At 46.7% G+C, this 19,791-nt stretch carries 21 protein-coding genes; 4 read left to right on the forward strand and 17 right to left on the reverse strand.

Going from position 1 to position 19,791, the window contains the following annotated elements:
• Positions 1-54 precede the first annotated feature (54 nt).
• The 4 genes from VHA_RS13795 to VHA_RS13810 form a co-directional block, all read right to left on the reverse strand.
• The gene (locus VHA_RS13795) at positions 55-774 is read right to left on the reverse strand and encodes a DUF3581 family protein (protein ID WP_040529244.1); all 720 of its coding nucleotides are present in this window, start codon (positions 772-774) and stop codon (positions 55-57) included.
• 178 nt (positions 775-952) lie between these two features.
• Positions 953-2,581: a sensor domain-containing diguanylate cyclase gene (locus VHA_RS13800; RefSeq protein ID WP_040529022.1), complete on the reverse strand. Its 1,629-nt coding sequence runs from the start codon at positions 2,579-2,581 to the stop codon at positions 953-955.
• Positions 2,565-2,969 carry a type 2 periplasmic-binding domain-containing protein gene (locus tag VHA_RS13805; protein ID WP_104439951.1) on the reverse strand — a complete coding sequence of 135 codons (405 nt, stop codon included), beginning with the start codon at positions 2,967-2,969 and terminating at the stop codon, positions 2,565-2,567. The genes VHA_RS13800 and VHA_RS13805 overlap by 17 nt, the downstream gene beginning before the upstream one ends.
• 31 nt (positions 2,970-3,000) lie before the next feature.
• Positions 3,001-4,260 (reverse strand): porin, encoded by a 1,260-nt coding sequence (locus VHA_RS13810; protein ID WP_005505319.1) that lies wholly within the window; start codon positions 4,258-4,260, stop codon positions 3,001-3,003.
• 201 nt (positions 4,261-4,461) lie between these two features.
• Here VHA_RS13810 and cobB point away from each other — a divergent pair, with 201 nt between their 5' ends.
• Positions 4,462-5,178 (forward strand): Sir2 family NAD+-dependent deacetylase, encoded by a 717-nt coding sequence (cobB, locus tag VHA_RS13815; RefSeq protein WP_005505321.1) that lies wholly within the window; start codon positions 4,462-4,464, stop codon positions 5,176-5,178.
• Positions 5,179-5,255: 77 nt separating this feature from the next.
• Here the strand turns inward: cobB and VHA_RS13820 are convergent, their stop codons facing one another.
• From VHA_RS13820 to potA, 4 genes are all read right to left on the reverse strand, one after another.
• Positions 5,256-6,296, reverse strand: coding sequence for an extracellular solute-binding protein (locus tag VHA_RS13820; RefSeq protein WP_005505323.1), 1,041 nt, complete (start codon positions 6,294-6,296; stop codon positions 5,256-5,258).
• Between the two features lie 121 nt (positions 6,297-6,417).
• Complete coding sequence (potC, locus tag VHA_RS13825) at positions 6,418-7,188, reverse strand: spermidine/putrescine ABC transporter permease PotC (RefSeq protein ID WP_005505325.1); 771 nt, start codon at positions 7,186-7,188, stop codon at positions 6,418-6,420.
• Positions 7,185-8,042 (reverse strand): spermidine/putrescine ABC transporter permease PotB, encoded by an 858-nt coding sequence (potB, locus tag VHA_RS13830; protein WP_172465033.1) that lies wholly within the window; start codon positions 8,040-8,042, stop codon positions 7,185-7,187. The genes potC and potB overlap by 4 nt, the downstream gene beginning before the upstream one ends.
• Complete coding sequence (gene potA, locus VHA_RS13835; protein WP_005505329.1) at positions 8,026-9,141, reverse strand: spermidine/putrescine ABC transporter ATP-binding protein PotA; 1,116 nt, start codon at positions 9,139-9,141, stop codon at positions 8,026-8,028. The genes potB and potA overlap by 17 nt, the downstream gene beginning before the upstream one ends.
• A 368-nt stretch (positions 9,142-9,509) precedes the next feature.
• On the opposite strand from potA, the gene VHA_RS13840 reads away from it, so the two are divergent.
• Genes VHA_RS13840 through VHA_RS13850 form a run of 3 tightly spaced genes read left to right on the forward strand, consistent with a single transcriptional unit; the run spans position 9,510 to position 11,716 of the window.
• Positions 9,510-10,319 carry a DUF2189 domain-containing protein gene (locus VHA_RS13840; RefSeq protein ID WP_005505331.1) on the forward strand — a complete coding sequence of 270 codons (810 nt, stop codon included), beginning with the start codon at positions 9,510-9,512 and terminating at the stop codon, positions 10,317-10,319.
• The gene (locus VHA_RS13845) at positions 10,320-11,075 is read left to right on the forward strand and encodes a glucosaminidase domain-containing protein (protein WP_005505333.1); all 756 of its coding nucleotides are present in this window, start codon (positions 10,320-10,322) and stop codon (positions 11,073-11,075) included.
• Positions 11,060-11,716: a DUF2987 domain-containing protein gene (locus VHA_RS13850; protein WP_226926523.1), complete on the forward strand. Its 657-nt coding sequence runs from the start codon at positions 11,060-11,062 to the stop codon at positions 11,714-11,716. The genes VHA_RS13845 and VHA_RS13850 overlap by 16 nt, the downstream gene beginning before the upstream one ends.
• 66 nt (positions 11,717-11,782) lie before the next feature.
• Here VHA_RS13850 and ttcA read toward each other — a convergent pair whose 3' ends face one another.
• The 9 genes from ttcA to VHA_RS13895 all read right to left on the reverse strand — a co-directional run bounded on the left by ttcA (position 11,783) and on the right by VHA_RS13895 (position 19,784).
• The gene (gene ttcA / locus VHA_RS13855; RefSeq protein ID WP_005505337.1) at positions 11,783-12,709 is read right to left on the reverse strand and encodes a tRNA 2-thiocytidine(32) synthetase TtcA; all 927 of its coding nucleotides are present in this window, start codon (positions 12,707-12,709) and stop codon (positions 11,783-11,785) included.
• Between the two features lie 199 nt (positions 12,710-12,908).
• Entirely contained in the window at positions 12,909-13,859 is a 951-nt protein-coding gene (gene uspE / locus VHA_RS13860; protein WP_005505338.1) for a universal stress protein UspE, read from the reverse strand.
• A 147-nt stretch (positions 13,860-14,006) separates the two neighbouring features.
• Positions 14,007-14,750, reverse strand: coding sequence for a fumarate/nitrate reduction transcriptional regulator Fnr (gene fnr, locus VHA_RS13865; protein ID WP_005505339.1), 744 nt, complete (start codon positions 14,748-14,750; stop codon positions 14,007-14,009).
• A gap of 66 nt (positions 14,751-14,816) precedes the next feature.
• Entirely contained in the window at positions 14,817-15,488 is a 672-nt protein-coding gene (locus VHA_RS13870) for a sulfite exporter TauE/SafE family protein (protein ID WP_005505342.1), read from the reverse strand.
• Positions 15,488-15,688 (reverse strand): cbb3-type cytochrome oxidase assembly protein CcoS, encoded by a 201-nt coding sequence (gene ccoS / locus VHA_RS13875; RefSeq protein ID WP_005505343.1) that lies wholly within the window; start codon positions 15,686-15,688, stop codon positions 15,488-15,490. The genes VHA_RS13870 and ccoS overlap by 1 nt, the downstream gene beginning before the upstream one ends.
• A gap of 4 nt (positions 15,689-15,692) precedes the next feature.
• Entirely contained in the window at positions 15,693-18,086 is a 2,394-nt protein-coding gene (locus VHA_RS13880) for a heavy metal translocating P-type ATPase (protein WP_005505345.1), read from the reverse strand.
• Positions 18,083-18,574 (reverse strand): FixH family protein, encoded by a 492-nt coding sequence (locus tag VHA_RS13885; RefSeq protein ID WP_005505347.1) that lies wholly within the window; start codon positions 18,572-18,574, stop codon positions 18,083-18,085. Before VHA_RS13885 ends, VHA_RS13880 begins: the two co-directional genes overlap by 4 nt.
• A gap of 77 nt (positions 18,575-18,651) precedes the next feature.
• The gene (ccoP, locus tag VHA_RS13890; RefSeq protein WP_005505349.1) at positions 18,652-19,620 is read right to left on the reverse strand and encodes a cytochrome-c oxidase, cbb3-type subunit III; all 969 of its coding nucleotides are present in this window, start codon (positions 19,618-19,620) and stop codon (positions 18,652-18,654) included.
• Entirely contained in the window at positions 19,617-19,784 is a 168-nt protein-coding gene (locus VHA_RS13895; RefSeq protein ID WP_005505351.1) for a CcoQ/FixQ family Cbb3-type cytochrome c oxidase assembly chaperone, read from the reverse strand. The genes ccoP and VHA_RS13895 overlap by 4 nt, the downstream gene beginning before the upstream one ends.
• Between the last annotated feature and the right edge of the window lie 7 nt (positions 19,785-19,791).

Here is a 19,791-nt window from a genome sequence, read left to right on the forward strand (position 1 = left end):
TTCTATTCAGAGGGTAATCAATCACAGGAACAGATCGGTTATCGGGTATGACGTTTAGGTTGTTTGAGCAGAGAGAAATTCAGCTTTGCGGTTATTGAATTTCTCAACCAATGTGTTTACGTCCGTGCTCTCATATTCTCTGAGGCCACTGCATACCATTTTCTTTTTCCCTTCCCCAATAATCTCGCCATTCTCCTTAAAAGCAAATGCCAGGATCACAGAGCCACGTTTGCCAGAAACTTCCATCTGAGAATTGGTTAATTCAACGGTAGGATTGGTGAAATTCAGGTGCTCAAAATTAAGCGCCATACTTTCATACATCACCAGGGGACGTTCTGGGTTGATCATCATGCCGCTTTCTTCCATTAGCGGCACCATGATGTGTGGGAAATTCATACCTGAAAATTTTACATAGTTTTCTGCAACAACTGCTGATAGCCTTTCATCTATCCGATTTTCGCCTTCACGGTGCATGGTTAAGTAGCATTTGTCATTGACATCAACCACGTCGAGGTGACCCTTTGCGTTTTCTCGGATGGTTAAAGGGACATTGTCTGAGATCATGCCGGTAAATGAGACCTGCATTTTTTGGCTGATGCCTGCTTTTGCTAGTAACACTGAGAACAGGAGATCGCCAGGCACACAAAAACGCTTTGAGTCTTCGTCGTGAATAGGATTGAAATCACCGGCAACGAATTTGGCAAAGTGGCTTGCCTGTTTACGGGAAAAAATGAGCCGACCATCTTGTTGGCTGAAGTAGTTATTTAACTGCATGATCTCTTTTGGTGGATATTCACGGTTATTCTTGCTGGGCATTGTAACTGAGTGAATAGTCTCAAATGGTCCAGCCAGTTACATGACAGAATGTATCCCTGATCAATACAACCTAACTTGCGAGCTTGAAATACGTCTACAAACTGTTCAAGTGCTTTTGGCTGGCTTCAAGCTGTGATTAGCGGTTTTCAGGTGCTACTGCTTCCTCTCCCGTGTAGACATGGAAGAAGTTCTTGCCGTTGTTTTTAATAAAATACATAGCTTCATCAGCCTGCTCAATCAATGAGCTTATGGTATCTGCATTGTCAGGATAAAGGCTTATCCCAATACTGGATCCCACACCGGCGGTCTGTTCATGGCCAATGTCTACTGGACGTGCTATCTGGTATTGAAGGTCTGAAGCGATATCGGAAACGGCCGTTTCGTAGTTAGCGTTATAAGAGAAGCCTATCAGGAATTCATCACCGCCCCAGCGGGCAACAACATCAGAGCCGCGGAAGAATTGTTTGATACGTTTCGCCACTTCAATGATGACCTTGTCACCTGCATCATGACCATAGTTGTCGTTGACATGTTTAAAGCCATCAAGATCGATCATCAGAATGGCGAATTTACGTGCTTTCCTGTCTGCCTCTTGCAAGGATGTTTCGAGCTTTGTCATACCTGCACGGCGATTGAGAAGATGGGTAACAGGATCGTGCTCTGCTTCATAAATAATATTCTGTTCGCGCTCAGCGCGTTCGGTAATGTCATAGAGTACCACTTCCAGTAGGCTATCATCCGGATTGTTGATGTCTTCTACTTTAGAAAACAAGCAATGTACCCAGCGATCAGAGGCGCGGACTTTATGTTTGAGCTGAATGTCAAACGCACTGAACTGGTTGCCTGGTTTTGACCAGAACTCTTCAATAAATTCTTTGATTTCAGCAGGGTTGTCAAAATAACGGGTGAAATCGGTTTTAGAGAACCTGTCCGTGTCAACAATAAAGGTTTGCCCCAACAACCTGAGCAATGCCGGGTTTGCCACAATTAGCTGGTTATTGGCATCAATCAAGCCAATGCCAGCACTGGCTCGTTCAAAGATAAACCGGAATTTTTTCGACAGATTCTCTGTGTTTGCACGAAGTTCACGTTCGTTCTCGATTTGGTTGTTAACCGCATCCAGCAGGCCGTTAATGTCACTGACCAGTGCACCTATCTCGTTGTCTTTGTGGCTGACAGGAACATCTATTCGTGTGGTATCGCCGGGGGTTATTAAATGGAAGCGGTTGGCAATGTTCTTCATCGGTTCTGTCAGGATACGGTTTACGATAAAGAGAGTCAGAAACGCAATGATGACCGAGTAGAACACCAAGACGATAACCTGAATCTTTGCCAAAGAAATGGCATTGTTTTCGATATAGTTTTGGTTTGGGTAAACCAAAAGATCGCCCACAAACTCATTTTTATTAAAGGGAGAGACGATTGGAAAGATAATGGCAGTATAGTGTTGGCCGTGTTTACTGTTGTCGGAGAAGAAGGCTGACAACCCCTCTTGGCTGGTAAGCCGGGCTGCCGAAATCGTGTCATTAGCTTCCAGACCTCGGATGACTTCTTCTGCTAATTCTTTATTGCCAAGAAACATGGCGATAGATGCCGTTTGTTCTATCGTGGCGACAACCTGGCGAATCTGGCTCCGGGAACGGTTAACTTCCTGATGGTAAGAAATATAAAACCAGATGACGGATGCAAGAACGGAGAACAATAGCGCTCCCCCTGCAACACCGGAGGCAACACGGATATGAATGCGTCTATTGAGTATTTTCAAAACGGTAGACCACTTTTAAACCATCGACCAAGTCAGTTTCGTTTAAGTACGCAATGGCATTTATGTTTTTTTTCACAAAATTAATAATGTCTCCAGCTGAAGCGACAGTAAGTGGTGGCTCAGATTTACCGGTAAATAATAGCCTTGCCCAATAGGCATTAACCTGGGCAGTAGATTTGTTCACCAACTGGCGATAAAACATTTCGCGTTCTTGGCTACGTTCGGGCCAATCTACTGTATTTGCGATAACACCATTGGGGTAAGAGTCATAGCGACCCATGTAGAGATCGATAAGTTGACGGGAAGAGAGAGATGATATTGGGTTTTGTTCATTCACAACCACCACGAGTTCTGCATGGAGTTGGGACGCCCATGCCAGCCATGTCATTGTGAATAGTACCAATACCATCTTCTTCATGTCAGAAAACAAAACTCAGGCTAACGGAGACACTATCAATATGGTTAGGCACAGGTGCGCTCAGTCCCTGCTTGTTGATTGACCATGCACCGAACCGGTTGTCATTTAACCAGGTTCTTTCTATTTGTCCTTTCAGTGATATTTGGGGACCGATGTAATAACGCATCCCAATGCCAAATGTTTCCTGGTCAATCACGCGGGCATCGAGATTTTGCTGAATAAGTTGGTACACGCCATTGATTTGTGGATTAAGAAGGAAGTGAGGATCTGGGGCCTGTAACGCATAAAAAGTCCCCACAGACTTTGCTTTGGAGGTAAAACTGTAAAATGTTAATGCATTGACAGTTTTGCCAATACTCGCGTAACCGGACATAAGATCGGGGAAAAAGGGCCAATCTGCATCGGTATAACTCAATTCACTTTGGAGGTACCAGTTATTGGATTCATACGCAGCACCCATGGAATAATAATAAAAACGCGTATTTTCGAACTCAAAGTCTTCCAACGCACGTTCCAGTGAAGGCCAGGCAAGGAAGATACTGGAGTCGGCTGAAGCGCCGGAGATTAATAAGTCTGCGGGGTCGCCATTGTCAACCTTCGCAGTGGATGCTGACGCAGAGAGCACCCAGTCGTTAGAGTCATAACTCAATTTGGTGCCGATAAGGGGGGACAGTTTTACATTATTGAACGAGTCAATAGTATTGATTGAGATCTCTGACTGGCCACCAAATAATTTGACCTCAATGACACCCTCCCAAAAAGGAGTGGTGTAAGCAATGTCACCGCCGTTCAGACTGGTGACTGGGATGTTAGCGTAGAAGTCAGTGATGGGCTTGGTCCAAAGATATGCAAAGCCGACATTGCGGTATTCTGACAACATATAGATGGGGGTGGCTATGCGCCCTAACCGGATAGAAACCCTCGGTGAGAGTTTGTAGCGAAGAAATGCCCAGGTAATGCTATTGTTCAGGTCATTGTCGAGACGATCCTGTAACACACCTTGAACGACGAGATCAAACTCCTCTGAAAGTCCGGCATTTAGCTGTAAGCCTATGGCAGACCCCTTTTTCCAGCTCCATTCATCGAAGACGCCTTCTTTGGTTAAGTCGTATGTAAAGCCTAAGTTTTCGGTACCGGAGTGAATGGCAGATAGGTTACCAAACCCGCTGATTTTTATGTGCTCACGGGTCTCCGCATATGCTGAGGCCATTGTAGAGATGAGGGCTGTTAATGCGAATACTGTCGTTGTAAGTCGGTGCAATTGCCTATTCCGGTTTCATGTTTGGCACACATTTTAAATATAAGACATTTTCTTGATTTCTCCTGTTAAATGCTGTTTTACGTAGATTTTCGACCATGGTCTAGTTGGGGGAATCTGTTTTGGACATACCAACAGTGATATAAAGACTGTTGATCATCAGAAAAATATGAATGCTGGCATCGACGAGAAAGGAAGTCCACTATGCAATTTCCCTATAAAAACATTGTAATACTGACAGGCGCAGGGATCTCGGCTGAATCCGGTATTCGTACATTTAGGGCACAAGATGGTTTATGGGAAGAACACCATATCGAAGATGTGGCAACGCCTGAAGGCTTTGCGCGTAATCCGGCACTGGTGCAAACTTTCTATAATCAGCGCCGCAGACAACTTCAGTCAGGTGTTGCGCCTAACCCTGCACATGAGGCCCTGGCAAAGCTGGAGCGTGAACTCGAAGGATCAGTCACCGTTGTCACCCAAAACATTGACAACCTTCATGAGCGTGCAGGGAGTGATAATGTTATCCATATGCATGGGGAGTTGCTCAAGGCGCGTTGCAGTGGATCTCATCAGGTGTTGGATTGGAAAGAGGACATCATGGCTGATGACTTGTGCCACTGTTGCCAAATCCCTTCTGCAATGCGTCCTCATGTTGTGTGGTTTGGTGAGATGCCATTGCATATGGACAAAATCCACGCGGCATTGGTCAATGCGGACCTGTTTATTTCCATTGGCACATCAGGCTCTGTTTATCCAGCGGCAGGCTTCGTTCATGAAGCCGCTATTCATGGTGCGAGAACGATTGAAGTGAATCTGGAGCCAAGCGCGGTAGAAAGTGAGTTTGACGAGAAGCGTTACGGCAAAGCAAGTGTTTTGGTACCTGAGTTGGTAGAAGAAATACTGGCATTACAGGACTAAGCGACGCTGCACTGCACATACTGCGAAGAGAAAAAGAAAAGCGGGCACTGTGAAGTGACCGCTTTTCCTGTTTGGGATTACTGACCCGCTTTTAGTTTCTGGAAGTACGCTTCATAAAGTACGTTCGCTTCACCGACAGAGCTTTGCCATTCGCCTTTTTCCATGACCTCTTGTGGTGGATAGATGCTTGGATCGTCTTTGAATGCTTTTGGCAGCAGAGGGTATGCCGCTTTAACCGGGGTAGGGTAGCCGATTTTCATCGCAAGGCGCGCCGCATTCTCTGGGCGCAGCAGGAAGTCAATCATCTTGTGCGCAGCGTCAACATTTTTCGCCGTTGTTGGGATTGCTAAGCTGTCCATCCAGAAGATAGCGCCTTCTTCAGGCCACACGATATCAACCGGCGCCCCTTCACTGCGTGCAATGTAAGCGGAACCATTCCAAAGCATACCCAGTGCAACCTCACCGGCCATGTAAGGGTTTGCAGGGAAGTCTGAGTTAAAAACCAGTACGTTTGGCATGATCTTCTTCAGCTCTTCGTACGCGGCTTTAATTTCATCCGGGTTGGTGGAGTTAGCAGAATACCCCAGTTTGCGCAGTGCAATGTGGAAGAACTCACGGGCATCATCCATCATTAACAGCTGGCCTTTATACTCAGGGTTCCACAAATCGGCCCACGCGTTCACGGTTGATTTATCCATGAAGTCTGTATTTACACCAATACCGGTTGCGCCCCAAATATATGGGACAGAGTAATCGTTGTTGGGATCAAAAGGCTTGTTCAGGTTATTGGGATCCAGACCGTCGAAGTGGCTCAGTTTGCTTTTGTCGATCTTCTGCAACATACCTTCATCACGCATTTTTTTTACGTAGTAGGTAGATGGCACCACAAGATCGTAGCCTTCTGGGTGGGTTTTCAGTTTGGCATACATGCTTTCATTTGACTCATACGTCGAATAAATAACTTTGATGCCGGTTTCTTTCGTAAACTCTTCCAGTACTTCTGTTGGAATATATTCTGACCAGTTGTAGAAATAGAGCTCTTGGTTTGCGGCAGTCGCATTTGAGATAAGGGATAAAGACAGGGCGCTTCCCAGCACAAACTTAGACCAGAGTTTCATTAACAACTCCTGTAGTTTTTCATTGGTATGGTTAATGAGAATAACGGTTGGATGAGTCCATCCGTGATTGAAATAGGCGAAAATAAGTAAAGGGAAGCGATGCAAACCGCTTCCCCTTTTATTACCGTACTTTATCGCGGGCCAGCAATTGAGAGCTGATCACCATCACGAGAGAGACGATAAGCATCAACGTCGCCAAGGCATTCACTTCTGGAGAAACGCCCACTTTGACCATTGAATAGATCTTCAGCGGCAAAATTTCGTAGCTTGGTCCTGTGACAAAGGAGCTGACGATAACGTCATCCAATGACAGGGTAAAACTCAACAGCCAGCCAGCAGCAACCGCCGGTGCGGCGAGCGGCAGGATGATTTTGGTCAGGATTGTCCACTCGCTGGCAGCCAGATCTTTGGCAGCTTCCAGCATGCGGGAATCAAAACCATTCAGCCGACTGTATACGGTAACAACCACGAAAGGCAAACAAAACGTGATGTGGGAGAGTAGAAGGGTCAGAAACCCCAACTGTGCACCTAACAACACGAACAGCGCCAGCAGCGAAATTGCCATCACGATATCAGGCGACATCATGACCACAAACAACATACCGTTCACGAATGCCTTGCCCCGGAAACGATAGCGGTACAGGGCGACGGCGGTTAAACTGCCGATAAATGCTGCCGCAGTAGCAGAAACAACAGCAATGGTTAACGAATTCCAGGCCGCCTGCACCAAGCTGTCATTGTTAAACAGTAAGCTGTACCATTTCGTAGTGAAACCTTTCCAGCCCATCCCGAACTTACTTTCGTTAAAAGAGTTAACGATAAGAATGATGATAGGGATGTACAAAAATGCGTAGACCAGCGACATAAAGCTGGTTCTGAATAATTTGTTCATTCCAGCTCTACCTTCTTGTTCATTAGTTTGCCGACCCGCCAGTAGGCGAACAGCATCAAGCCCATCAATACTGTCAGGGAAATACTCGCTGCTGAGCCAAACGGCCAGTCACGAACATTGAGGATCTGACTCTTGATGACGTTACCAATTAACAGGTTTTTCGCGCCACCCAGCAGATCTGATACATAGAACATGCCCAGTGCTGGCAGCAGAACCAGAAGACAGCCAGCAATGATACCTGGCATTGTCAGCGGGAGAATCACTTTAATGAATGCCTGAAGCTTGCTGGCACCCAGATCTTTTGCCGCTTCAAGGTAACTGTTATCCAGTTTCTCAATGCTTGAGTAGAGCGGAAGAATCATAAATGGCAGCAGAATGTAAACCAGACCAACCATCACCGCATACTCGGTGTACATGATACGTAAGGGTTGATCTACCAATCCCAGGGCCAGCAAACCTTCATTGAGCAAGCCTCGGGTGCCCAGGAAAATCTTTAATCCATAGGTGCGGATCAGGGAGTTGGTCCAAAAAGGAACAATCACCATAAACAGCATCACCGGGCGCCATTTTACCGGCATACGAGCAATGACGTACGCGAATGGGTAGCCAATCAGCAGACAAAGCAGAGTCGCAATGGCTGCCATGTAGAAAGAATGCCAAACCACCTTGGCATAGAGGGGATCCATCAACTTGGCGTAATTGCTCAAGGTGAAGGTCATCTCAATGAGGTTGGCATCATCGCGGGTCAGGAAACTGGTCACAATGATCATCAGGTTAGGGATGAATACGAACAGCAGCAACCAACCTACAATCACGCCAATAATGGCTTTTTGGAGATTAATCTTCTTCATCAGGCAGTACCACTTCCCAGCTTTCAACCCAGGTAATCGCAACTTTCTGATCCAGTGAGTGGTCTACATCTGGATCGTCTTCATTGAAGAACTCGCTGACCATGACTGACATGCCCGATTCAAGCTCAAGCACTGAGTCTAAGGTCATCCCTTTGTAGTTGCGTTCGCGAACGTAGCCAATGATACCGTTACCTGCATCTGCCGCTTCGATTTCTTCGATACGCAGATCTTCTGGGCGCAACAGTACTTTTACGCGGTCGCCCGGCTTAATATCCAGTTTGCAGTAAACCAGACACTCACGGCCTTCAATTTTGGCTGTAATTCGTTGTTCATCGATGCGTGCAACAACATGGGCATCAAACACGTTGATTTCACCAATGAAACGCGCAACGAACAGATTAGCTGGCTCTTCATAAATTTCGCGTGGGGTACCATCTTGAACCACATTACCTGATTTCATCACGATGATGCGGTCAGACATCGACAAGGCTTCTTCTTGATCGTGGGTGACGAAGATAAAAGTGATACCGAGTTTACGCTGGAGTTGTTTCAGCTCGATCTGCATTTGTTTACGCAGTTTGTAATCCAGCGCGGAGAGAGATTCATCAAGCAGCAGCACTTTGGGCTTGTTCACAACGGCACGCGCAATGGCAACACGTTGCTGCTGCCCGCCGGACAATTGGTGAGGTTTGCGAGGCGCAAACTTCTCCAGTTGAACCATTCGAAGGGCTTCCATAACACGCGGCTCGATCTCACTTTCAGCGACTTTCTGCATGCGCAGGCCAAAAGCAACGTTATCGAACACCGTCATGTGTGGAAACAGAGCATAACTCTGGAATACGGTATTAACGTGACGATGTTCTGCGGGGATAGCAGTCACGTCTTGTCCATCGATGATAATTTGGCCATCGTCTGCATCTTCAAGACCAGCTATCAAGCGAAGTACTGTGGTCTTGCCACAACCTGACGGACCGAGGATTGTTAAAAACTCGCCGTTGTTAATTTCAAGATCAAAGTTTGAGATGATCTGCTTGCCGTCAAAACTTTTACAAAGTCCTTTCAGCTGGACAACGGGTTTTTTAATTGGTTGTGTTGCGTTCAATTCTACTCTCACTCCTTACACCACGGGCGATTAGCTAAGTAAAACTTCCCCTAAAAAGTAGACCGCGCATGATAGATCTGCGAATCATGAAGTTAAAGCGTTTTTTTATGTTTTATTGGTAAAAAACCGCCCTGAAATTGACACGGAACAGGAAAATGGAAAAACCGCGCCGAGATCAGATTAATGTGAAGTGCGTCATTAAATTCGACGGGCAGTTAAGTCGAAGAATACGATGCACGGGCGTCCGGTAGTATAGCGCCTAAATGAGATGCCTAAAAATGCACCACCATGAGACGTACTCAAAAAATATCACCTATAACTTTAAGAGTAGGGAGATTTCTTAGGCTAAAGACATAAGTTGCTTTGCTATGAATAAACAACAGTTGAACAATGCATTGCATGTGGGTGGAACGCTGGAGAATGCACTTACCGGTAATTACACCCTCAGTGTTTCCAGAGTGGTACAGGAAGCCGTCAAATTAACACAGAAACACTTTTGGCAGTTTTTGCCAGCAACCTTTGTACTGACTGCCGCACATATTGTGATATTCCTGCTGACATTGATCATTATGCAGGGTACACACAACGGGGTGATCCAGGCATTTATTGGTCAACGCCCAATGACTGAGGAGCTTATGGCCTCGGGACGTATCGCGGTGTTTGTGGCAACGGTGTTAACGGCTCCACTTTACGCGGGCGCAAGCCTGATGGGGTTGAGCCACGCCATTGGATTTAGAACCAAACCCAAGCACATTATCAAGGGTTTTGCCTATGCATTTGCGGTGACATTGGCGATGAGTTTTATCAGTGCCCTGCAAAGCTTTAGCAGCCAGTTGATTCCATTGTTGGGTGTTTTTCTTGGTATTACTTTTTCGATGACCATCCTCCTTATCTGCGAAAAACGTCTGCGTCCGGTGGAAGCAATGATTGTTTCTTTTAGAGCGATCACGAAAAAAATGATAACATTGACAATGGTTTACATCGTCATTGCCGCCTTGTTTGTCTTTTCGTATGCAACAGCAGGGTTGGCGCTGGTGTGGGCATTGCCGTTTATGTTCAATGTGAAGGGGGTGCTTTACCGGGAAATGTTCGGTGTTGGTATTGAAGTGACCGTGTCGCAGGAAAGGGATGATGATTCTGCTTCCGGCGGAGGTGATCAAGAGGTTTTTAACGCATAAATGAAGCTTTCCTATGTTGTATTAGCTTCGGCTCTATTTATTTCTGCTTGTAGCGATGCACCGCAAACGCCTATCACTGTAGACAGTCCACCCCCTATGGTTGAGAAGCCTGATTTTGGTTCTTATACGCGTGTTGATGAAAAGAAGAAGGCGTTCGTGGCTTTTATGAAGCCTGGCATTAACTATATTAACGGACTGATTGAAAGTGCCCGTGGTCGGTTGATTGAACTGGAAAAAGGCAAAACACCAACCAAAGATGATGAGGCATTCCTGTTATGGATTGCAGAGCTCTTCAATCTGCCATTGCCTGAAACAGGTGTCGATAAGACGTGGTATCAAGAAGCCCTTAAGCGGGTTGATATTATCCCTGTGGACCTTGTGTTAACCCAGGCAGCCAAAGAATCTGGGTGGGGGACATCACGCTTTGCCCGTGAAGGAAACAACTACTTTGGGCAGTGGTGTTACACTCCGGGTTGCGGCATAGTACCAAGCACACGTTCGCAGGGGAAAAGCCATGAAGTGGCTGTGTTCAAAGATACTTATCAATCAATCCGAGCATATTTCCTTAACGTCAACCGTAATCGAGCGTATGCCCAGTTGCGTGACATTCGCGCTGAACTCAGAAATGAGGGTAAACCGATTTCCGGCGTTGCATTGGCTAGCGGATTGAAAAGCTATTCTGAGCGCGGTCAGGCTTATGTCGATGAAGTGCAGAGCATGATTCGCTACAACGAAAAATATTGGAGCCAAGGATGATTAGAGGACTTACGGTTGCTGTTCTGGCAACTGTAATTTCATCACCTGTCGCTGCGGCGCAGGTTCAGTTCAGCTACAGCAAGCTGTTTTCGCAACTTAAGCATAATTACAGCGAAAATCACTCAGACGTAAAGATTGGTTATTTCATGGTCTCACCTCAAAATGGAGAGACCTGCAACATCACCAAAGCATGGATGACTAAGGAAGAACATTACGAGGAATTTGATATTCCTGCATCTCAAGAACTGCCTTTACCCATTGATAATCACCTTCGTAAGGTAAACCCTGATGTGTTTATTGAAACAGAAGGGGACACAACGTGTGATATTTCTTTTCAGGTATTGGCTAAAAAGCCTTTCACGCAAGAAATGACAGATAGTGATGTCAATACGCTTGTGCCGCAAATGACAGTCATGATGCAGGATCTTGGCGGAATGTTTGCTTCTTGGTTTATGCCAGAAGTAGGGGGTGTGATGGTGCATTTTAGAGAGCCGCAATCAGCACTGAAAACGTCAGAAGGGCGAATCATTGATGTAGACGGCAATATTGCCGTGATCCGGGCCAGTGAATTGAAAGGGGGAGAACGTATTTTCTTCCCTCAGGCACCACTCAAAGTCACCCCTTGGATTCCACAACGTTAAGGTCCAAACCTTAAATAGCAAAAAGCCCGCTCAGTGGCAGCGGGCTTTCCCATGTTCTATGGGCGCTTAATTTACTTGAACAACATCTAGTTTCAGTGACGGGTCAAACTCTACCACATCGTCATCTGATATCTGGGTATCAGTAAATTGTTCCCGATCGAAGGCAGTATCACCGCCGTTGATGACACCGGATCCCTGATTGATGCTCTTAAAGTCGAACAACTCAAAGTCTGCCAGATGCGAAGGCACTACGTTTTGCATTGCACGGAACATGGTTTCGATACGGCCTGGGTAACGTTTATCCCAGTCTCGCAGCATTTCTTTGATCACCTGCCGTTGAAGGTTCGGTTGCGAGCCACACAGGTTGCAAGGGATGATAGGAAATGCAGCAGCTTCTGCATAGCGTTCGATGTCTTTTTCCCGGCAGTATGCCAGTGGGCGGATCACAACATGTTCACCGTTGTCTGACACCAATTTAGGTGGCATACCCTTCATTTTGCCACCATAGAACATGTTAAGGAACAGGGTTTCCAACATGTCATCACGGTGGTGGCCAAGCGCAATCTTGGTTGCTCCCAGCTCTTTTGCCGTGCGATACAAAATACCACGGCGCAGACGAGAACACAGGGAGCAAGTGGTTTTGCCTTCTGGGATCTTGTCTTTAACAATCGAGTAGGTGTCTTCTTCAACAATTTTGTATTCGACACCCAGACTTTCAAGATACTCAGGCAGCACGTGTTCTGGGAAACCCGGCTGTTTCTGATCCAAGTTCACGGCAACCAGCTCAAAAGAAATTGGCGCACTCTTTTGCAGGCTTTGAAGGATTTCCAGCATGGTATAGCTGTCTTTACCCCCGCTCAGGCAGACCATAATGCGGTCGCCATCTTCAATCATGTTGAAGTCTGCGATAGCTTGGCCTACATTGCGACGAATGCGTTTTTGCAACTTGTTCAGATTGTATTTCTGTGCTTTTGTGAGTTCTTGATTCGACATGTTACCTCTGAAATTTCTCTACGCAACCAAGCCAGCCAATGACAAGTATCTTGGTACATCGCTTCTCGATGCGAAGGTTAGGCGCGTATGATACGGATTTCGCGGCAGGATACCAGAGCACAGGGGAAATTCGCGGTTACTGTGTTACCGCTTAAGGCTCTAAAGCGCCTTGGCGGCGTTTTAGAGCCTATTCTGTAGGTTAGTCTACATTCAGATTTGGGGCTAATGGACTGACATAGCCGTCAGGTTTGATAGCCAATACGTCACAGTTCAGCTGATCGATGGTATGTTCCGCTGTGTTACCAATGAAAATGGCTGATAGGCCGATACGTCCCGTCGTCCCCAGGATCACCAGTTCGGCATCCAGTGCTTTGGCAACGGCCGGGATGACATCTTCTGGCAAGCCTTCGTGACAAAACGTTTGTGCTTCATCAATACCATGTTTTTGTCTCAACGCTTTCATTTGAAGCAGGTGATGACCACGAACGGCATCTGTGTATGAGGCAGGATCAAACTCGGGCAACTCAATAGTGACATTGACCGGTGTGGCAGGGTAGGCGTTAACCAGATTCACTTCAGCTGACAGCAGTTGGCCCATCGCTTTAGCTTCATCGATGAGTTTATCATTGAGGGGAGCATGTGCTTCATTCTCTGATGACACATTGACTGCAGTGAGGATTTTTCCGTTATCAGGCCAACTGTGCTCTTTCACCAGCAAGACAGGACAAGGACATTTTCGTAGCAGGTGCCAGTCAGTGGGAGTGAATATCAGCGAGCCAAGTTTGTCGTGTTGATGGGTCGCTTTTATCAGAAGGTCATGCTTGCCATCAAAAACTTTGGCAATCATGCTTTCATAAGGGCGGTTATGCCAAACCAAGTGTTTTACTGCATCCAGGTTCTCGTGTGTGTGTTGCAAAAGGATGGAATCAAGCCATTCTTCGCGTTGTTTGAGTACACCGCTACGCATTGCCTGGCGCTCATCAGGAGAGAGCATTGAGGTCATTTCATAAGAAAAGTCATAGATGGCGAGGAAAAGTGTGATCTTCACCGGTACAGAAGATTTCCGGGCGATATCCACCGCACGGGATAGGGCTGGCTGTTCTTCATGCTCGGGATCGATGGCGACAAGTAAGTTAGTATATTTACTCATAACAACCTCCAGCTTGGGGATGCCGATACTTAAACTTAACTCATTGTGACCGAATATTGCGATAAATGTAGATAGATAATGTCCAAAAAAGAGAAATGGCGCGTAAAGCGCCATCTGTTTATCTTATCTGCGTTTGAACAAAAAGCCTTATTTAGAGACACCTGCCAGCCTGCTCAGTTCATCATGATCAAGGATAGTGATGTATTTTCCTTTCACGCTGAGCATCCCGCTTTTTTGGAAGCGACCGAGCAAACGACTGATCGTTTCAACCGTCAAGCCTAGGTAGTTGCCAATATCGCCACGGGTCATGGTCAGGCGAAATTCTTTGGGTGAAAAACCACGCGCAGAAAAACGGGTAGAGAGGCTATGCAGGAAAGCGGCCAAACGTTCTTCGGCATTCTTTTTCGACAGCAACAGGATCATTTCCTGATCGCCTTTTATCTCATTGCTCATCAAACGCATGATTTGCTGGCGTAACTTCGGCATTTTGCCAGAAAGATCGTCGAGAATTTCGAATGGGATCTCACAAACCATTGAAGTTTCAAGTGCTTGGGCAAAGCTTGGATGGGACATATGGTTGATAGCATCAAAACCAACTAAATCCCCCGCCAGGTGGAAGGCTGTGATTTGCTCATCGCCTTGCTCGGTGATGGTGTAGCTTTTTATCGTGCCTGAGCGAATGGCATACAGTGAACGGAGTTGGTCGCCAGCTTGAAACAAAGGCTGACCTTTTTGGATGGGTTTTTTACGCTCAATAATTTGGTCAAGCTGATTCAGCTCACTCTCGCTTAACGTAAAAGGAATACAAAGCTGACTGATGCTACAATCTTGACAATGGATTGCGCAACCGCCAGATTGGACACGTTTAGTAGGAATTTTGTCTTGAATCATGAGCCTGCTTAGCCAAATTGATTTGAGTCAATATTTTACCATTTTCGCAAGAGAAAGCGAGACTTACTACAACTGATTGTATACAGAGTGAACGGTAAAAACGCCATACACCAGAAGCATTATTGATGAGACTCTCCTGATAACCATGTTGTTAAGAAGCGCTTTCATCGCTTCAGCGGCAGAACCCACCAAAAGCATGGCGGGCAGGGTGCCTAAGCCAAATGCGATCATGATCAATAAACCATGAACGGCATTACCTGCCACGGCCGCCCAGCTCAACGCAGAATAGACCAAACCGCAAGGCAGCCATCCCCAAAGCATGCCGAATGGCAATGCTGCGATCGGAGATTTCAAGGGAAGTAACGTTGACGAAAGGGGGGATAATTTCCGCCATAACACCTGACCCATGCGCTCAACGTAAGCTAAGCCATTCCAGATCCTTGCGATATAAAGTGCCAGCAATATCATCATGATGGCGGCAGCAAGCCGTAGCCACAGCAAGTGTTGGGTGATTTCAGTAACACTCACAATGCCTGAAACCAAACCACCTGCAATACTGCCAATTAAGCCATAAGAAAACAGGCGGCCACCATTATAAAAGAGAAGAAAAGGGAGCTTACTTTGTGCGTGTGGCGTCCCTATCGAAACTGCCGCTGCAACGCCACCACACATTCCCAGACAGTGGCCTGCACCCAGAAGGCCAACAGTAAAGGCAGCGAGTAAATCTGTTACTGGCATTATGTATTATCCGGATTGTCGTTATTGTCCTTGTCGCCTTTATGGTGTTGGGCTGAAGGCTCGTCATCATCGAGTAGGATATTCATGCCTTGTCTTTCAAGGTCTTCAAATTGTTCAGACTTCACGGCCCAAATAAAAGCCCCAACCGCTACGCAGACCAATACAATGGCAATAGGGATGAGAATGTAGAGACTTTCCATCGTGTTATTCGCTCTTCAGTTTCGCGATAAGGTCATTGTTAAATAAGCGAAGTGAATTTGTCACCACAATCACAGAGCTTCCTGACATTCCAGCGACGGCGACATAAGGGGCAACAAAGCCCATAACGGCTAATGGCAATATGATGAGGTTATAACCTAATGCCCATGCAAGATTCTGGCGGATGATTTTTTGCGTAAACGACGCGAGTTTTCGTGCATCCAGAAGCTTTGTCAAATCATCACCCAACAACACCATATCGGCAGATGCTTTTGCCACATCAGTGCCGCTACCCATTGCTACGGAAAGGTGCGCTCCAGCCAAAACAGGCGCATCGTTGACGCCATCGCCAATCATCATGGTGATTTGATCTTCTGGCAGTCTATTGAGGTATTCAAGTTTGCCTTGTGGGGAGATACCTGCCACAAGTTCATCAATACCTAATTTGTCTGCAACCATCTTGGCTGTTGTTGAATTGTCGCCAGTGAGCATCGTGACATGAATGCCTGCCTCGTGGAATTTATCAATCAATGTCTGGCTTGAGGCCCGGATCGGATCGACCAATTGAAACGATGCGACAGGTTTACCATCACGTGACAACCAAACTTGGTGCAGGCTGTCTCCAGTATCGCAGGGGGTGGCTAATGCAAAATCAGGTTTACCAATGCGCCAGTCACTGCCATTAAAATGCCCCTTTAGACCTTCACCGATGACATTTTCCACTGCTTCGACACCTTCTATCGCACTGTATGCTTTGAAGGCTTCAGCAATGGGGTGGTTGGCATACGATTCAAGCGCTGATGCAATGCCTTTTGCATTTATCTCATCAACATCAGAATACAAGCGGGTTTCAGCAATAGATATATTGCCTTCTGTCAGCGTGCCGGTTTTATCGATAATAACCCGGTTGATTTTTGTCAGCGTTTCGAAAACATGACCACGGCGGAGCAAAATTCCCAGCTTTCCGAATGTGGATGTTGAGCAGGTCAGTGCCGTTGGGGTTGCCAAAGAAAGGGCACACGGACAGGTTGCCACCAAAACGGACAACATGATCCAGAATGCGTCGTCTGGACGTTCTGTTTGCCAATACAACCAGGTACAGGCAGAAATAGCCAGAATCGCAGCGACGAAGTAACGCGCGACAATGTCAGCGATTTCGGCCACCCGGGGTTTGGCAAGTTGGGCGGCATCCTGAAGTTGAACAATGTGGGCGATGAGGGAATCTTTTTTCTCTGCAGTCACTTTTACATTGACGTTGCCATCAATATTCATGGTACCTGCGTACACTGTATCGCCGGTCTGGCGGGACTCGGGCATTGATTCTCCGGTCAACATGGATTCATCGACCGTCGTAATACCCGCCAGAATGATGCCATCTGCTGGGAAAGGCTCACCCGGTAATACACGAACCTGATGACCTGTAGTCAGCGATTTTGCCGGGATTTGTTCGCCCGAAGCAAGCGTAGCCAGCCTTGGGATCAGTTTAAGCAGGTTTGCACTTGCAGCTGCCGCAGTCCTGCGTGCCCGCATTTCCAGGAAGCGCCCGACCAACAGGAAGAAGGTAAACATAGCAATGGATTCAAAGAACACTTCTCCCTCACCGGTTACTGTCGCATACAAGCTGGCGAAATATGCAAACAACAACGCAATAGAAACAGGGACATCCATACCCAGAGTCCTGGCTTTCAGGTTTCGCCATGCATTGATGTAAAAAGGCATCGCCGAATAAAGCAGAACCGGGGTGGCGAATATCAGGCTGACCCAACGAAAGTAATTACGGAAAGATTCATCCATGTCTCCAAATACTTCAAAATACATGGCAACCGCCAGCATCATCACCTGCATGGTTGCCAGACCCGCAATCCCTAATTTATAGAGGTATTGTTTCATCGTATGGTGATATTGCGCTTCCTGATTATCAGCCTCGAAAGGCGCTGCCTTGTAGCCAAGGGCATGGATTTTATTTAACAGGGTGCTGAGCTTGGTGACGGAAGGATCCCAGCGCAACGTAGCACGGTTAGTCGTTGTGTTAACGCGAATGCGGGAGACACCATGTTGGGCACTTAGCTGCTTCTCGATAAGCCAGGCACAAGCTGCACAGGAAACACCATCGACAGAGAGTACGACTTCGTCAATGCCATCCTCATGACGAACAAATTCCTGTTGAACGTCTTCATTGTCATAAAGGGAAAGTGACTGTAGCTCTTCGGGTACAAGATTGGCTTTCTCTGCTGGGGCAGTGCGGTATTCGTAGTAAGAGGAGAGTCCATTGGCTACGATAGTGGTTGCGACCGCTTCACAACCAGGGCAACACATAATACGGGTGATGCCCTGAATATCGACTTTATAAGAGTCACCAGTTAAGACCGGTTCTCCACAATGGTAACAATCTTTGGTCATTCCTTGCTCTGGCCATAAAGCTTAATGGGGGCTTCTGATGGGAAATTTGCACGGCCATTTAAGGCCCAGGTTCCATCAAATGCATTCAATTCAACATACCAAGGGCCAGTTAATGGCTCAGCGAGTGTTAAACGGTAGCGGCCTGAAGCGTCGGCATTGAGCATCGTTTCAATGTCTTTATCTGCCAGTGTGCGGTGCTGGAAAGTGACTTTAAGGGTCGGAAAGGTATCAAGATCGCCTTTATCCAACGTAAAGATTGCGGTGTCATTTTGTGCTGACAGGAAAGCGGAGATGGAAAGCTCATCGGCTTTCTTTAAACGGGAAATATCAATGTTTATTCCCTTGCCTGCTTTGTAATAGTCTTCCGCAACGAGTGATACCTGATTTTTACTAAAGAGAGTCACGGTGAAAAGACTTGCAACGACGACACTGCCTGGAAGGGCAATCAGGAACCAAGGCCAAAACTGCTTATACCATGGCTTATTCATATTGCTTTCCTGTAAGTACTTATTTCTTGGGAAAAAGCCCCTAAAAACAGGGGCTTAACAAACGCTATTTTTACTTATTAATTTTGTGTATTACTCAGTTGCCAGACATATGCAGAGAGAAGCTGGATTTTATCTTCGTCCAAAATGTCTTTCCAAGCTGGCATGACGCCTTGTCGACCGTAACGGATGGTGTCTTCAACGGCTTTACGTGAACCGCCAAACAGCCATACATTGTCAGTCAAATCCGGTGCACCAAATGCTGGGTTACCTTTACCGTCAGTACCGTGACACGCGGCGCAAACAACGAAGCGGTTTTTCCCTTTCGCGGCCTCTTCAGCGTTCACTTTACGTCCAGACAGACTCAATGCATAAGCCGCAACTTCTTTCACACCATCTTCACCCAGCGAATCAATCCATGCTGGCATGTTACCGACACGTCCCTGAAGGATCGTCGCTTTAATGGTTTCCGGTTCACCACCATACAACCACGCTTTATCAGTCAGGTTAGGAAAACCTGATTGACCTCGCGCATCAGAGCCATGGCACTGGGCACAATTTTGGATGAACAGGCGTTGGCCCACTTTAACTGCCTCAGGATTCTTGGCAATGTCAGTGATTTCCAACAATTCATCTGAGCCGGGGTGGTACGCAAGCTTACGGTAAGTTTCGCCGAAAACAGCATTTGCCGTGGTCAATTCACGTGCGTATTGGTCAATTCCGTCACGGCTTGCCAGCTCCTGACGGGATTCATCAAGGTTTTTAATTGCCTGAGCAGAGCTCTGCCAGTTGAAAATGCCTTGCCAGTTTCCTAAGCCTGGATACAACACGAAGTACACGACACCGAAGACAATGGTCGCCCAGAACATGTACGACCACCACTTAGGCAATGGGTTATTCAGTTCACGGATACCATCGTATTCGTGACCCATATCTTCACCATCAGCAACGCCTTTCAGGTCTTTGCTACACCAAATAATCAGTGCAGCACAGCCGATTAGCGTACCAATGGTAATGACAGTGATAAATAGACTCCAAAACGTAGTCATTTGTTATCTTCTCCTGTCTTTTTATCGCCTTTCTCCTCGTCAGCAAAGACGAGGTTAGCAGCTTCGTCGAATTCCTTTTTACGGCGACTGCTATAGGCCCAAAGCACAATCACGATGAAGCAGATGAAAATCATTAGCGTCCATAAGGCATGAAAAGATGCCATAAGTACT

The organism is Grimontia hollisae CIP 101886, assembly GCF_000176515.1.
Lineage (GTDB): Bacteria > Pseudomonadota > Gammaproteobacteria > Enterobacterales > Vibrionaceae > Enterovibrio > Enterovibrio hollisae.